This window comes from Amycolatopsis sp. QT-25 (assembly GCF_029369745.1).
Lineage (GTDB): Bacteria > Actinomycetota > Actinomycetes > Mycobacteriales > Pseudonocardiaceae > Amycolatopsis.
In genome coordinates this window covers 4,733,086-4,747,660 of record NZ_CP120210.1, presented here as the reverse complement: position 1 = coordinate 4,747,660, position 14,575 = coordinate 4,733,086, and the positions used below count along the sequence as shown (strand labels likewise).

At 68.4% G+C, this 14,575-nt stretch carries 14 protein-coding genes and 1 pseudogene; 8 read left to right on the top strand and 7 right to left on the bottom strand.

Annotated features, from left to right (window positions below; all coding sequences use genetic code 11):
- Positions 1-10: 10 nt before the first annotated feature.
- Positions 11-886 carry a YhjD/YihY/BrkB family envelope integrity protein gene (locus tag P3102_RS22010; RefSeq protein ID WP_276361359.1) on the top strand — a complete coding sequence of 292 codons (876 nt, stop codon included), beginning with the start codon at positions 11-13 and terminating at the stop codon, positions 884-886.
- Positions 887-1,442: 556 nt separating this feature from the next.
- On the opposite strand, the gene P3102_RS22005 is transcribed toward P3102_RS22010, so the two are convergent.
- Complete coding sequence (locus tag P3102_RS22005; RefSeq protein ID WP_276361357.1) at positions 1,443-1,985, bottom strand: helix-turn-helix domain-containing protein; 543 nt, start codon at positions 1,983-1,985, stop codon at positions 1,443-1,445.
- A 46-nt stretch (positions 1,986-2,031) separates the two neighbouring features.
- On the opposite strand from P3102_RS22005, the gene P3102_RS22000 reads away from it, so the two are divergent.
- Positions 2,032-3,393, top strand: a complete 1,362-nt coding sequence (locus tag P3102_RS22000; RefSeq protein ID WP_276361355.1) for a M20/M25/M40 family metallo-hydrolase — start codon at positions 2,032-2,034, stop codon at positions 3,391-3,393.
- The gene (locus tag P3102_RS21995) at positions 3,390-4,691 is read left to right on the top strand and encodes an MFS transporter (RefSeq protein WP_276361353.1); all 1,302 of its coding nucleotides are present in this window, start codon (positions 3,390-3,392) and stop codon (positions 4,689-4,691) included. The genes P3102_RS22000 and P3102_RS21995 overlap by 4 nt, the downstream gene beginning before the upstream one ends.
- Positions 4,692-5,051: 360 nt before the next feature.
- Here the strand turns inward: P3102_RS21995 and P3102_RS21990 are convergent, their stop codons facing one another.
- Positions 5,052-5,288 (bottom strand): hypothetical protein, encoded by a 237-nt coding sequence (locus tag P3102_RS21990; RefSeq protein WP_276361351.1) that lies wholly within the window; start codon positions 5,286-5,288, stop codon positions 5,052-5,054.
- Positions 5,289-5,434: 146 nt separating this feature from the next.
- Here P3102_RS21990 and P3102_RS21985 point away from each other — a divergent pair.
- Positions 5,435-5,568 (top strand): annotated as a pseudogene (locus tag P3102_RS21985) (IS5/IS1182 family transposase); the annotation flags it as partial.
- 30 nt (positions 5,569-5,598) lie between these two features.
- Here the strand turns inward: P3102_RS21985 and P3102_RS21980 are convergent.
- Both P3102_RS21980 and P3102_RS21975 read right to left on the bottom strand, forming a co-directional pair.
- Positions 5,599-7,164, bottom strand: a complete 1,566-nt coding sequence (locus P3102_RS21980; RefSeq protein WP_276361350.1) for an alpha-amylase family glycosyl hydrolase — start codon at positions 7,162-7,164, stop codon at positions 5,599-5,601.
- A complete protein-coding gene (locus P3102_RS21975; protein WP_276361348.1) occupies positions 7,161-8,348 on the bottom strand; it encodes an MFS transporter in 1,188 nt (395 codons plus the stop codon). The genes P3102_RS21980 and P3102_RS21975 overlap by 4 nt, the downstream gene beginning before the upstream one ends.
- A 30-nt stretch (positions 8,349-8,378) precedes the next feature.
- Here P3102_RS21975 and P3102_RS21970 point away from each other — a divergent pair, with 30 nt between their 5' ends.
- Positions 8,379-9,419: a LacI family DNA-binding transcriptional regulator gene (locus tag P3102_RS21970; RefSeq protein WP_276361347.1), complete on the top strand. Its 1,041-nt coding sequence runs from the start codon at positions 8,379-8,381 to the stop codon at positions 9,417-9,419.
- A 265-nt stretch (positions 9,420-9,684) separates the two neighbouring features.
- Here P3102_RS21970 and P3102_RS21965 read toward each other — a convergent pair whose 3' ends face one another.
- Both P3102_RS21965 and P3102_RS21960 read right to left on the bottom strand, forming a co-directional pair.
- Complete coding sequence (locus P3102_RS21965) at positions 9,685-9,972, bottom strand: isoamylase early set domain-containing protein (protein WP_276361346.1); 288 nt, start codon at positions 9,970-9,972, stop codon at positions 9,685-9,687.
- A gap of 264 nt (positions 9,973-10,236) precedes the next feature.
- Positions 10,237-10,836 carry a TetR/AcrR family transcriptional regulator gene (locus tag P3102_RS21960; RefSeq protein ID WP_276361344.1) on the bottom strand — a complete coding sequence of 200 codons (600 nt, stop codon included), beginning with the start codon at positions 10,834-10,836 and terminating at the stop codon, positions 10,237-10,239.
- A 110-nt stretch (positions 10,837-10,946) separates the two neighbouring features.
- On the opposite strand from P3102_RS21960, the gene P3102_RS21955 reads away from it, so the two are divergent.
- Genes P3102_RS21955 through P3102_RS21945 form a run of 3 tightly spaced genes read left to right on the top strand, consistent with a single transcriptional unit; the run spans position 10,947 to position 14,157 of the window.
- Positions 10,947-11,717 carry an ABC transporter ATP-binding protein gene (locus P3102_RS21955; RefSeq protein WP_276361343.1) on the top strand — a complete coding sequence of 257 codons (771 nt, stop codon included), beginning with the start codon at positions 10,947-10,949 and terminating at the stop codon, positions 11,715-11,717.
- Entirely contained in the window at positions 11,702-13,600 is a 1,899-nt protein-coding gene (locus tag P3102_RS21950; RefSeq protein WP_276361341.1) for a hypothetical protein, read from the top strand. The genes P3102_RS21955 and P3102_RS21950 overlap by 16 nt, the downstream gene beginning before the upstream one ends.
- Positions 13,504-14,157, top strand: a complete 654-nt coding sequence (locus tag P3102_RS21945) for a DUF5131 family protein (protein ID WP_276371291.1) — start codon at positions 13,504-13,506, stop codon at positions 14,155-14,157. The genes P3102_RS21950 and P3102_RS21945 overlap by 97 nt, the downstream gene beginning before the upstream one ends.
- A gap of 73 nt (positions 14,158-14,230) precedes the next feature.
- On the opposite strand, the gene P3102_RS21940 is transcribed toward P3102_RS21945, so the two are convergent.
- On the bottom strand, positions 14,231-14,557 hold the full coding sequence (locus P3102_RS21940) for a rhodanese-like domain-containing protein (RefSeq protein WP_276361339.1): 327 nt from the start codon (positions 14,555-14,557) through the stop codon (positions 14,231-14,233).
- Positions 14,558-14,575: the final 18 nt, after the last annotated feature.

Below are 14,575 nucleotides of genomic sequence, written 5' to 3'. Positions count from 1 at the left end.
ACGCCCTGTCATGAGCGGTGTCACCGTGCGCCGCCGGGTCACCGTCGTGCTCCGCGACACCGCCCGATCCCTGCGCGGCCGCGATCTGTCCCTCTGGGCGGCCGGTGTGACGTTCTTCGCCGTGCTTGCCGTCGTTCCGCTGGCCTTGGTCGCTTTGCGCGGGGCGGCTTTCCTCGGATCGCCCGAGTTCGTCCACCACGGCGTGTCCCGATGGGCCGACGCGCTCCCGCCCGACCAGCGACCGGGTGTCGCGTTGACCGCTCTCGCCAACGCCGCGCTGAACACCCCGTGGGGTGCCTTCCTGGTGACCCTGTTGCCCGCCACGTTCTACGGGGAAGGCCTCTACCGGGGACTCGTGCAGGTCGCCGGGCGGGCGCCTGGCGCCTTCGTCGGCTGGCGGGGCCGGCTGATGTTCGTCCCGGTCCTGCTGCTCAGCCCGACCCTGGCCGTCGTGCCGCTCGCCACCGCCGACCTCGTGGCCGATCTCTACACCGGCGGCGGCTGGTCGACCTTCTGGGGCATCACGCTGTCCTTTCACATCGACTGGCTGCTCATCGCCTTGGTGACCGGCATCGTGTTCGTCGGCAGTGCCCCGCGCACGGCGCGCCGCGGGCCGTTGCTGCTCGGCTCGCTGGCCGTCGCGTCGATCCTCACCGGGTTCTTCCACGGCTTTCTTCTCTTCCTGGCCATCCCGTTGGACTGGAGTATCCCGTTCGGCGGGCTGGCGGCGGTGGGAGTGGTGTCGGCCCTGGTCCTCTGGCTCTATCTGTTGCACGTCCTGCTCCTGCTCGGCTTCAGGCTCACGTTGAGCGTCGAAGGCACCCGGGCGGGTCTGGAGCCGGCCACTGAGAAATCCCCCGAAAGTGCAAGCGAAAGCGCGTCGTAAGCACGAGTCTCCGCGTGGCTCGGAACAGGTCTGGATGCGCATTGGCCAGGGCACATCGGTGAAGCGTTGCACAAGCGATTCAGCAGCCATCATCGGCCTGGTGCCGACAGCCGCGTGTTTCGGAGAAAGTTCGGGACGAGGTGAAACCCGTGTTTCGCGGCGAATCACGCCTCGGTCGCTTCGGCTACTCGGCGGCAGCCGAGCTCGACGCCCCATCGAGTACCACCGAGCCAGACCGTGTTCGTCCCGGCGGGCGGGGCAGACAGTGGAAGAGGACGGCGGTTGCCGGGCCGCTGGAGGTCCGGGAGCAACCGGTGCATAACCGGCTTCCCGGGCCTGCGACCCCGGGCTCATCGCCGTAGGCATCTGGAAGAAGCCCTTCACGGGAGAAGCTGACCTACGCCACGTTCGGTCATCTCGGCAGACAACTCGCAACCGCTTGCTCCCGCCACCCGCGACACCTGGCCCGTCAAGTCCACACGGTGCCGAGTCCGGCAAGGTGTAATCGGCGGCGCGTAGTTTCAGCGGGGCTACCCGAGCGCCTTCGGCGTGACCGTCACGGCTGTCCGGGAGGTTCGTGGCGTTCGACGGCGTTCCACAGGATGGCGATGGGTGCCTGGTCCGGTTTCTCTCGCCCGGCGAACTCGTCGAGGAGCGCGTCGACCCTGCTGTTCAGCTCCGCTTGGTCGCGGGGATCCAGCCGCAGAACCGCCCGGCGGGTGTGCTGGGGGACCGAAGGGTCGTTCTCGCTGATTTCCGACCGGTGTGCGTCCAGGATGGCGAGGTCGACCTTGGCCGTGAGGTGAAGGTCGCTCCCCGGCTCGAGGTTGAGACGCCAGGTCTTCTTGGTCGCCCGGTAGGGATGTTCCCACGCGCCTTTGGGTCCTCGCCGTGGCTCCTCGGCCACGAGGAATCCCGTTGAAGTCAGTACCCGCAGCCGGCGCAGCAAGGTGGCCGGTGCGACGTCGAGGCGTTCGGCGAGTTGCTGGTTGGTCCATGCCGTGTTCAGGCACAACCGCAGGATGCGCCAGCTCAGCGGGTGGGAGAGCGCGCGCAGTTCTTCCGGCGTCGCGGCTGGGGGCTCGATCTGTCCGGCCATTGACAGGACGGTAATCGATTCTCATACTCAAAATCAATTTCACTCGATGAAATCGATGGGAGTCGACGTGGACTCGGTCAGGGAATACGCGCGGCGGCACCGGCTGCGGCACGAGCAAGAGCTCGCGGACTGGATCGCGGTGCCCAGCGTGAGTGCCACGGGCGAGGGCATGGAACGGGCCACGCCGTACGCGCGGGAGTTGCTGGAACGCAGCGGGCTCAGCTCACGGGTCGTGGAAACCGGCGGCTGGCCGCTGGTCGTCGGGCACGCGGCGGGTCCGGTGGGCAGTCCGCATGTGGTGATCTACGGGCATTACGACGTCCAGCCGGCGGGACCGCTGGAGGAATGGCACAGTCCGCCGTTCGAGGCGAGTGTCCGTGCGGGCCGGATGTACGGGCGCGGCACCGGTGACAACAAAGGCCAGCACCTCGCTCAGCTCCTCGCTCTCCGGGCACTGCGCGACATCCACGGGGGACCGCCGTGCTCGGTGACCGTGGTGCTCGACGGTGAGGAGGAGATCGGCAGCCCGCATCTGACCGGCACGCTGGCGGCGATGCGAGAGGACTTGGCCGCCGATCTGGCGGTGTGGAGCGACGGTCCGGTGCATGACAGTTACGAGCCGACGGTCGCGCTCGGCGTGCGTGGCGTCGTGGCCTTCGAGATCACCGTGCGCGGCGCGAAAAGCCCGCTGCATTCGGGAAACTGGGGCAATGTCGCGCCCAATCCCGCCTGGGAGCTGATCTGGCTGCTGTCGACGATGCGCGGACCCGACGGCCAGGTGACCATCGACGGTCACGACGCGGGCGTGACGCCCTTGACCGACGCCGAACTCGACGCGGTGCGGGCACTGCCGATCGACCCGGCCGCGATGCTGGCGGAAGCGGGACTGGACCGGATGGACACCGGTCGCGGCCGGGACGTCAACGAACGACTCGCGCTGCCGACGTTCAGCATCAACTCGTTGACCTGCATGGACAACGACGAGCACCGGACGGTCGTCCCGTCGGTCGCGGTCGCCCGATGCGATATGCGGCTGGCCGGTGGCCAGCGGACGGAGACGGTCATCGACGCTGTCCGCGCACACATCGGCAAGCATCTGCCACACGCCGAGCTGCGGTTCGGGGCGACCATGGAGGCGTCCCGCACGTTGCCGGACGCGCCTTATGCCGACCTCGTGCTGCGTGGGGTGACCGAGGCACACGGGAAGCAGGCCTTGGCGGTCCCGGCGATGGGCGGCAGCCTGCCGATCGCGGCGCTCACCGATGGGCTGGCCCTGCCCTGCTACGGCATCGCGCTGGCGAATGTCGACGAGCGTAACCACGCGCCGAACGAGAACCTCGAACTCCATCGGTTCCACCAGGGCATCGTGACCGCGGCCAGTGTCCTCTCCAGCATCGGCCGACGATGAACGCGACAGTGCGCCTCGTCGCGGCGGCCTCGACGGGGAACATGCTGGAATGGCTGAGCTTCACCGCCTACGCACTGGTCGCCGACGTCATCGCGCGGCAGTTCTTTCCCTCGGCCGATCCGGTGACCTCGTTGATGTTGGCACTGGGTACGGCGGTGGCCGCCTACCTGGTCCGGCCGATCGGCGCGGTGGTGCTCGGTGTCTACGCCGACCGGGCCGGACGGCTGGCGGCCTTGACCGTGGCCATCCGGCTGATGACCCTCGGCTCTTTGCTGATCGTGGTCCTGCCCGACTACCAGAAGATCGGCGTGCTCGCGCCGATCGGGATGCTCCTCGCGCTGGTGCTCCAAGGTTTCTCCGCGGGCGGTGAGTTCGGCTCCGCCACCGCACTGCTCGTCGAGAGTCACGCCGGGCGGCGTGGCTTCATGGGGAGCTGGCAAACCGCCAGCCAGGCGTTCGCGGTCCTGCTCGCGACCGGCTTGCTCGCGACCACGAGCGGGTTCCTGAGCCCGGCGCAGTTCGACACGTGGGGATGGCGGATACCGTTCGCGGTCGCCCTGCTCCTCGGCCCGGCCGGCTACTACATCCGTACCCGGCTGCGCGACTCGCCGGAGTTCATCGCCGCACACGCCAAACCGGACTCCGCGCCGCCGCGCCCACTGGTGCACCTCATGCGGCACCACAAGACACGGGTGCTGCTGGTCATGGGCATGATCGCGGTCTCGACGGGGTTCTCCTACCTGATCACCTACATGCCGACGTTCGCCATCCGGCACCTCGGCATGTCCCCGTCGACGAGTTTCACCGCGACCTTCGTGACCGGTGTCGTCCTCACCGTGCTCACGCCCGTGGCCGGTCATCTCTCCGACAAGATCGGGAGGACCCGGATGCTCACCGCGGCCGCCGCCGTGATCGCGCTCATCGCCCTTCCGCTGTTCCTGCTCATCCGCGCCGCACCGGCGATGGTCACCCTGGTGGCGGCCTTGGCGCTGATGGGCCTGGTCAAAGCCTGGTACGCCGGGCCGCTGCCCGCGGCCATGGCCGAAATGTTCCCGGTCAGCGGCCGGGGAACGGGGCTGTCGATCAGCTACAACCTCGGCGTCATCCTCTTCGGCGGCGTCACCCCGCTGGCCATCACCCTGCTGATCGCGGCCACCGGATCCACCCTCGCGCCCAGCTACTGGATCACCGCGCTCGCCCTGCTCAGCGGTACCTGCGTGGTGCTCGCCCGCCGATATCGGCGATCCGCTCCGTCGTCCAGTCTCAAGGGAGCCGAAGGGGACCTTCGCCGCGTCTGACGTGGTGAAGGGAACTTTCACCGCATGTCACGCGGTGAAAGTTCCCTTCAGCTCTTCGTGCTGAACCCCAGCGTGCTGGGACGTCCTCCGGATGCGCCTGAATGTCAGCGGGTCCGTTCTTTCCCTGCCCTCGGACGGTTTCACCGGCTCGGTCCAGCCACGGAGTTCGTCGACATGTCACGGGCGGTCACCCCGGCCTACTGTCCACAAAGGATGCGCGCTGGACATGGTGCTCTTCGAGTAGAAACCCTTGCGGCAGCAGGTGTCGGGAGCCGCCCGCGAGGGTTGCGAACGCCACGTTCGCCACCCGACACGTCACCTTCGTCTTAACCCTCAGTAAAGCGTCTGGTGGCGGAGGTATCACATACCCAGGACCACCGCGGCACAAAGCACCGCTCCGACGACGACCACCACTCGGCGCACGCCCTTCGGCTGCGACTCCCGAGCTTCCGTGGACGCGCCGAAACCGAGCAACCCGCCGAGCACCACTCCGATGACACCTGCCACCGCCGGGTTCAACCAACTGACCTCAGCGTCTGTCCAGGAGCCGTACAACACACCCATCGCGCCGAAAACCGCGGCCGAGGCAACGGTCATCACTCCAGCGTGCTCCGCTACCCAGCGTCTGCGCCGGCGCTGGTGTTCCGACGGGACGGCCTGTTCCTCCACGGGACTCGACATTTTCTCACGTTTCCCCCTCCGGTCGTTCCTCAAACCGCATGGTCCTCGCATACGCGACCACCGAACTGCGGGACTGGGTCCGGGACCGAGGCATCACGATCCGCGTCGCCCGCAAGGGCGTCGAATCCGGTCGGCACCGTTGGGCATCCAGCGCACGATCGCCTGGCTGACCGGATGCGGGCGCCGCCTTCACCTGCTACAAGAAGCTCGCCAACTGAGACGAGTTTCAAGCGCGATCGCCACCAGGTTCCGCCTCGGCGGCCGGAGAGCTGTTCGCCAGGCATTGGCCCGCTTCGTCGAGGATGATCCCGCTGAGCGGGTTCAGCGTAGTTCCCGGAAAAGGTGTACAAGCCTGTTCGGCGAAATTCAGGAGCACGAGCGTGCGTTCGTTGTCTTCAACGCGGAGATATGCCAGTACGCCCGGTGACGTATCGAGGAACACTTGGCTGCCGGAGCGAAGAGAGGGCCGGGATCGACGCAGTGCCAGCAGGTCACGATAGAGGTGCAGCATGGAACTGCGGTCCTGGAGTTCGGTGGCGACGTTCAGTTGTTCGGCGGTGGCGCCGATCGGCAACCAGGGTTCGCCGGCGCTGAACCCGGCGCCGGGACCGGCCGTGGACGGCGGGAGCCAAGGCATCGGGGTGCGCTGCGGGTCGCGTCCGTTGCGGTCCTTCCCCACACCGGGCGGCAGTCCGGTGTCGGGGAGGCCGAGTTCTTCGCCTTGGTAGAGGAACGGCGTGCCGCGCAGGGTAAGCAGCAACACGGCGGCGAGGCGTCCGCGCGCCTGACGCTTTTGCTCGTCGTCGCCGGGTACCGACCAGCGGCTGACGATCCGGGGCTCGTCGTGGTTGCCAAGGAACCAGGCGGGCCAGGTGGCCGGGTCGGCCAGCACTTGGAATTCTTCGACCGTCCGCCGGATTTCACCGGCGTCGAAAGACACTCGGCCGAACACGAAGTTGTGGGCGAGATGCAGTTCGTCCGGGGCGAGGTAGGGCATGAGGCGGCTCTGGTCGAATTCCCAGACCTCACCGATCACGACCGCGCCGGGATACTTGTCGACGAGCGCGCGGACCTCGCGCAGATAGTCGTGCAGTACCGGCCAGTCCTGCTGGCGTGAGGGCAGGCCGTCGACGTTGTCACGATAGGCGGGGTCCTTGCCGAGGCGGTTGATCGAGTCGAGCCTCAGTCCGTCGACGCCACGATCCAGCCAGTAGCGCAGCACCTCGAGCTGTGCCGCCCGCACGGACGGGTTGGTCCAATCGAGATCGGGTTCCTGCGGCAGGTGGGAATGCAGGTACCACTGGGCGGTGCCGGGGTGCCAGGTCCACGCCGAACTGCCCGGCGGGAAACCGGCGGCCCAGTTGTTCGGCGGGCCGCCGTCCGGCTTGCCGGGTGTCGGCCCGTCGCGCCAGACGTAGTAAGCCCGCTCGTCCGCGGTGCGCGAAGTGAGCGCAGCGCGGAACCACGGGTGCTGATCACTGGTGTGGGGGAGCACGACGTCGACGAGGACGCGCAAGTCGTGAGTGTGGGCGGCGGTGATCAGCGCCGTCGCGTCGGCGTCCGTGCCGAAGATCGGGTCGACCGCGAAGTGATCGCTGATGTCATAACCGAAGTCGGCCATGGGCGACCGGAAGAACGGCGAAATCCACAGTGCGTCGACGCCCAGCGATCGGAGATACGGGAGCCGCTCGACGATGCCGGGCAGATCACCGATCCCGTCACCGTCGGAATCGGCGAAACTGCGCGGATAGATCTGATAGAAAACAGCGTCCTGCCACCAGGGGCGGGTCATGACTCTCCTCGTCGGTCGAAGGCGGTGGACCGGCGGACGACGACGGCGGCGAGCAGGCCGCCCGCCGCCGCGGTGATCACCGCGGCGGGCAGCCTGCCGTGGTCGAGCGAGACACCGCCGATCCCGGCACCCAGCGCGATGCCGATCTGGAAGGCGACGATGTAGACCGCGGATGCCAGATCCGCCTGGCCGGCGGTGTCGCCGACCACGCGCAGGACCGCAGACTGCAGCACCACGGCCATCCCTCCCGCCGGCGCGGCCCACAGCACCACCGCGAATCCCGCGAGCGCACTGGAACCGGCCACGAACAGCAGGAGCATGCAGGCGGCGATCCCGCCGGTGACGAGCAGCGCCGTGCCCCGTGGCCGCCGGTCCACCTGCCCGCCGATGAGCACCAGCCCGAGCACCCCGGCGACCCCGTGCGCGAAGAGCAGGCTCGCGGTCGCGGAGCCGGTGAGGTGCACGTACTCGGCAATGATCTCGGTGATGTAGGTGAACGCCGCGAAGTGGCCCGACACCAGGACGAGCGTGGTCACATTGATCGGGACGAGCGACCGGTCGGTCGCCACGTGCCAGACCGATCGCGGCCCCGGCCGCCGCGCCGACCGCTCCGGGGGCTGCGGGTCGATCGTGAGCCGGATCAACACCGCCGACAACACCGCGCCGCCCGCCACGGCGAGCACGGTCGCTCGCCAGCCGATCAGCGCGCCGAGCCACGAACTCAGCGGCAACCCGAGAAGGAACGCCAGTGAGTTGCCGGCGAAGACGACCGCGGTAGCCCGGCCGCTTCGCTCGGGTCCGAGCAGCCGCGCGGCCATCGGCGCGACCACCGACCAGAACACCCCGTGGCCCACAGCGGAAACAACCCTGGCCAACACGGCGACGGTGTAATCGGGCGCGACGGCCAGAAGCACGTTGGACACCGCGATCGCCGCGATGGTGCCCAGTGCGGCCGCCCGGCGATCCCACCGAGAGGTCAGCGCGACCAGCGGCACCACGGAAACGGCGACCACCAGCGCATACCCGGTCAGCAGCAGGCCGATGGCCGATCCGGAGACCCCGAGCCCCGACGCGAGCCGAGGTAGCAGCGCCACCGGCAGGTTTTCCGACGTCACCGAAACGAAGCAGGCGGCACTGAGCACCCCGAGCGCCGCTTTCGTCCGCACCGTCCGCTCAGCTGGCATTGTGTAACGATACACAGATACAGTGGGGTCATGTCCACCCCTGGAGCGGCCCGGGTCACCATGGCCGAGGTGGCGCGCCGCTGCGGTGTTTCACCGATGACCGTCTCGTACTGCTACAACCAGCCGGACCGGGTCGCGCCGGACACCCTGCGCCGGGTCCGGGAAGCTGCCGCCGACCTGGGGTATCAGGGTCCCCACCCGACCGCGCGGTCGCTGCGCCGCCGTCACAATGGCGTGATCGGCGTGGTGCTCGGCGAGCACCTGGCCTACGCCTTCGAGGATCCGCAGGCCCGCCGGTTCCTGACCGGTGTCGCTGAAGTCTGCCGGGAACGCGGAACCGGGCTGAACCTCATCCCGACCACGGGGTCGGCCTTCGACGCCGACCGGGTGCGGTCGGCGTCCGTGGACGGTTACATCGTTTGGACCACCGTCGAGGCCGATCCCGTGCTCGCGGTGGTGAAAGGGCTCGGCAAGCCCGTCGCCGTCCACGGCGGTCCCGCGGTGGACGGCGCCCAAGTGGTCGGCATCGACAACCGCGCTTCCGCCCGTGAACTGGCCGCGCACACCTTCGCCGGAGCCCGCCGCCCGGCTGTGCTGAGCTTTCCCTTCGACCGTGACCGCCGACCACGGCTGGAGACCGGGCCGGACGCCGAGCGGGTCGAATTCCCCGTCACCCGCGAACGCTTGCTCGGAATCTACGATCACTGCCGGGAAGCGGGCATCGATTCGCGGCGCCTGCCGGTTGCTGTCGTGGCCCGCAACGACCGCGACCACGCCGCAGCCATGGCAGGGGCACTCCTCGACTCCGGCGAAGCGGACGCAGTGCTCGCCATGAGTGACCAACTCGCCTTCGCCGTGCTCGACGCCGCCCAGCACCGAGGGTGGTGCGTGCCGGAGGACGTCGCGGTGGCCGGCTGGGACGACGATCCGGAGGCCGAACGCCAAGGTCTCACCACGATCACCCAGAACCTGCGCGACCAGGGCCGCACGTGCGCCCGGATCGCGCTCGGCGAGCGCACGCCCGGTCGCGAAGCCACCTGGACCGCGACGGTGCGAACCAGCACGAGGTAAGCAGCGCCGGACCGGCCATAAGCCCACCCAGGAGGAAGGCGAGCGCCCTCACGCGATGAGACACCGATCGATGTGCCTCACCGAGCGAGGAGTGGAAACGCCACGCCAGCCCTCACCTCGTCGGCGCCGAACCTCCCGGCACCCCCGACCGGCTCCGCGCCGGTTCCGCCCTCGACGTAGCCGGCCAGCGGCGGCGGCATGGCAGTCTGGTGGTGCCTGGCCACGACGGCCTTTTCCACATCCTGGCGAACCGCCGGGTGGCAGGTCAGGGTGCGGTGCAGACACAGTTGCCCTCGGCCCGTTCGGGCAGGTCGGGGTCGTCGAACCAGTGCCCGTCTTCGGCGAGGTACCGGAAATGGACCGTGGTCCCGGGGGCGAGTTCGACCGAGGCTGAGCGGCGGCCGTTCGACCGAGGCGCGAGCAGGTGCCGGCCGGGGGTCCAGTTGTTGAAGTCACCGACGACACTCACGCGCCCGGGTGGTGTATCCGCAGGAAGGCTGAAGGTGAGGCGCCGGGCGCCGGTGCCGTCGCGACCTTTACTGAACTTGATCACTCGTCAGGCCCCTTTCACAGTACGTGCGGGAAGCGGGATGTGCTCGGCGCTGAGCGTTCCCATGATCTCATGACGGTAATCGCACGATCACTCGCCGTGCCTGTTCAGGTCACCCGGACTGCGGCTCTTTCTCATCGATCGGCCGACCCGGTGTCACGGTGCTGGACGCGCTATACGAAGAACGTTGAACCTCGACTAGGTCCGCGAGCGCCCACCAGGCCATCCGGTCGACCACAGGAGCCCGGCCACCAGTGGCGGCAGTGCCTAGCCACCGGTAGTCGTCGGGGCCTTCGGTCCCATCCCGGCGAAGACCGCCTCGATCACGCGGTCGACGTATTCGCGCGTCAGCGGTTTCCGGGTGATCAACACCTGGAAATAGAAGGGGCCGGACAGGAGTGCCATCGCCAGGCTCAGGTCGAAGTCGCCGGCCAGTTGCCCCTGGTCGCGAGCCTTCCGCAAACGAGCGATCGTCTTCTCCTCTTGCGGGCCGATGAAACGTTCGTTCAACGCCTCCGCAACTTGAGGGTCCTGCTGGGCCTCGACCAGTAAAGCCTGATACAGCGGCCCCAGCGGCGGTTTGCCCAGCAGGTCGACGGCCGCGTAGATCTGCTCGCGCAGGTCGGCTTCGATGTCGCCGGTGTCCGGATAGTTCAGTTCGGGCTCGTTCAGCGACAGCAGGGAGTCGAGGAACAAAGCGCCCTTGGACGGCCAGCGACGATAGATCGTGTGTTTGCCGGCTCCGGCGCGCGCCGCGACCGCCTCGATGCTGAGTTTGGCGTATCCCACCTCCTGCCCGAGTTCCAGCGTGGTCCGCATGATGGCGTCGGTCCGGTCGGCGACACGACTGCCGCGTTTGTCGGCCATTTCGCCAGCATAGTGGAACGGCACGTGCCGTATTGACTTTGCCCTCGTACTCCAGCATGCTCGCTCCTGAAGCGGCACGACACGTGCCGTTCCGCAACTGGAGGAATTTCATGGAGTCATCGGGTACAGCTCCGGCGCTTCGGCTCGCCGGGCTGACCAAGACCTTCGGCGACAGGCCTGCGGTCGACCACATCGATCTGGAAGTGCCCCGAGGATCCTTCTTCGGCCTGATCGGTCCCAACGGTGCAGGCAAGACGACGTCGTTGTCGATGGCAGTGGGACTGCTGCGTCCCGACAGCGGGCACTCCCGGATATTCGGCATCGACGTCTGGTCCGACCCCGCACGGGCCAAGGAACTCATCGGCGTGCTGCCCGACGGGCTGTCCATGCCCGAACGGCTGACCGGCCGCGAACTGCTGCGTTTCACCGGACTGCTGCGCGGTATGGAGCCGGCCGAGGTCGAGCGGCGATCGGGCGAGTTGCTGGAGATCCTGGAGCTGGCCGATACCGGGCGCACCCTGGTGATGGAGTACTCGACGGGCATGCGGAAGAAGATCGCCCTGGCCACCGCACTGCTGCACGCGCCGAAGTTGCTGGTGCTGGATGAACCGCTGGAGGCCGTCGATCCCGCCTCGGCCGCCACCATCAAGGTCATCTTGCGGCGGTTCGTCCGCGATGGCGGTTCCGTGGTGTTCTCCAGCCACGTGATGGCCGTCGTCGAGCAGTTGTGCGACCACGTGGCGGTGATCGCCTCCGGCCGGGTCGTGGCCTCGGGCCCACTGGAGACCGTGAGATCGGGCCGAAGCCTGGAAGAGCGGTTCGTGGACCTGGTCGGCGGCCAGGCCCCCGAGACGGGGGAGCTGACATGGCTGTTCTCCTGATCCGGATGAAACTGGCCGTGCTGCGGAATTCCCTGAACGGCGAGCGCGCCGGCCGACTGGTCACGGGCGCCGTGGCCGGGCTGACGCTCGCGGCGGGCCTGATCTTGCTCGCCGGACGCGACTACCCGGTCGCGTCGCTGCGTTTCGATGTGCTGGGAGCAGGATTCGCGCTCTGGACGGCGGGGTGGCTGCTGGGCCCGGCAGTTTTCGGCGGTGGTGACGAGACGTTGCGTCCCGAACAGTTCTCGCTGTTGCCGTTGACACCACGCCGTCTGGCGGCCGGGTTGGCGGCGGCGTCGTTCGTCGGCGTGGCCCCGCTGATCACGCTCGTCGCCTTCTCCGCGCTGGTGGTTGCGTCGGTCAAGACAGGGCTTGGCGCAGCGGCCACGGTGGTCGGCGTGCTCGCGGTCGTCCTCCAGTTGTCGGTGTGCGTGCTGGCCTCACGATTGATCACCGCGGTACTCGGCCACGTCATGCGCTCCAAGGTGGGTGCGGCGCTCGCCGCTCTCGTCAGCGCCGCGATCTTGGCCGGACTGCATTCGAGCTGGGTGCTCTCGCCGCTGGCACAGACCGCTTTGCGCACCGGCTTCCCGGATTCGTTCTCCGCGTGGTTGACGGCATTGCCCTCAGGCTGGGGACTGCTGGCCGTGCACGCCGCCGCGCAGGGGGATTGGCCGACCGTGGCCGCCGCCCTCGCGGGGCTGGCGGCACTCGGATTGCTCTGCTGGTACGGCTGGGCCGGTCTGTTGAAGCGACGGCTGGCCACCCGTCGCGCGAGCGGACGTCCGGTCCGGATGTCCTCCGGCGACTGGGCCAGGGGCCCGGTGACAGCGGTCGTCGCCCGGGAACTGCGCACCTGGTCCCGAGACCTGCTTCGCTTTCATTACTTGGTTTTCGCCCTGTGCTACGCGCTGGTGTTCTGCCTGTTGCCACTGGCCGTCGGCGCGTCGATCTTCCTGCCGTGGACCGGGCTGGTGTTCGCGCTGTGGGTCGCGGCGATCTCCGCGAACCTCTATGGCGAGGACGGCACCGAGCTGTGGGGCAAGCTGGCGATCCCCGGTTCCGCCCGCCACGATGTACGCGGCCGCCAGCTCGCCTGGTTGCTGGTCACCGCGCCGGCGGCACTCACCCTGACCATCGCGATGGTCGTCTTGACCGGCGAATACGACCTTTGGCCCTGGCTGGCCACGATGCTCCCCGCGCTGCTGGGCGGCGGTGCGGGCGTGACCGTGCTGGTGTCGGTGCTGAGGCCGGTACCCATGACCGATCCGCACCTCCGGGGCGGCAACCTGCTGGAGAACGGTACCGACTTCGCGCAGGTCCTGTTGGTGCTGATCCTCAGCATGGCGACCGCCGTCCCCGGCTATCTTGCGGCGCGGCTGGGACCGGTCTGGGCGGGGCCGGTCGCGGGCGTGGCCGGCGGCGCCTTCCTGGCCTGGTCATTGGGACGCTGGGCCGCGGCCAAGCTCGAATCGAGCGCACCGGAGTTACTCCTGTATCTGCGTACCGGTGTCTCGCCCCAACGGAAGCGACCGGCCCTGGCCTGGAAACCGGAGAGGTCTTCCCTGCGCAAGCCCGAACCGCACCTGGAGAAACTCGGCCTCCACCTGGCTCCGAAGGGCCAGCGTGTCTACGTCGTCGCCAGCCTGATCCTGTGCTGGGTGCCTCTGGCCGCCCAGGGCATCGTGCCCGCGCTCATGCTGACCACCGGCCAGATCACGCCGTCCTGGTTTCTGGCGCTGCATCTGCCCCGGCATCTCCAGTGGCCCGTGGTCATCGCCATGACCTGCCTCGGCCTCGTCATGCTGATCACCGGCTTTGGCCTCGGCCTTCACTATCGAGCCAAGTCACAGCGAGTAGCGGGCGAACTCGAGCCCATTTAGCTCCACAAGCGCGAGAAGCCGCCTTTTCGGGGAGTTCACGGAGAGGCGGCTTCTCGTCGCTGAGCCGCCAAGGGGCTCGCATCCCAGACCTCGCTGAGAACGCTATCGAGGCGGACCGTCGTCGTCGTGAGGAACGTCAGCGCCCGGTCGCGGTCATCGTGGACACCCCTCGACACACGTATCAGATGCCGACGAAGCGGTCGCTGGGGCTGCGGCGGTTGGCGGGCCGTCTGAACTGGCCCGCGAATCCATGGATGGGCGTGTCGGTTGAGGACGAGGCACGCGGTGACCACCGGCTCCGCAACGTCGTCACGTCCGACACGCCGGGCGTCGACTGCCCGCCCGGCTCGGCGAACCCGGATTGCGGCACCGACACCCGGGTGCCGCCTGAGCCGCCGACACCGGAGAAGCCGAACCCGCGGCCGCCGACCACCCCGCGTCCGCCCGGTCTGGCCGTCACCGGTTCGCCGGTGAAGACAATGACGGTGCTGGCATTGGGGATGCCGGCCATCGGCGCCCTCCTGCTCCTGGCCGGACGGCGACGAAGGGAGTCCTGACCGCAGTTGAGGTCGTGAGTGTTTCGGGTCGTTTTCAACGACCCGAAACACTCACGACCTCGCCGGCTCAAGGTCAGCCCTGTTCGAGGGGGAGGCCCGCGTCGGCCCAGTCCTCGATGCCTTCCCGGTACTTGCGGACGTCGGTGTAGCCGAGCGCGGTGAGCCGGTCGGCGACCTGCCCGCTGTTGGGGCAGGCGGGGTTCGAGCAGTAGGTGACGATCGCGGCGCCGCGATCGGGCAGCACGGTGGCGGCCTGCGCGTCGACGTCGGCGAGGACGAGGGGAACAGCGCCGGGCAGATGCTGCTTGGCGTAGTACTCGCCACCCAGGGCGTCGACCACCGTCACGGTCTTCGCGTCGATTGCGGCCTTCAGCTCGTCACGGGTGATGAGTGCGGTCATGTCGCTACCTCCAGTTAA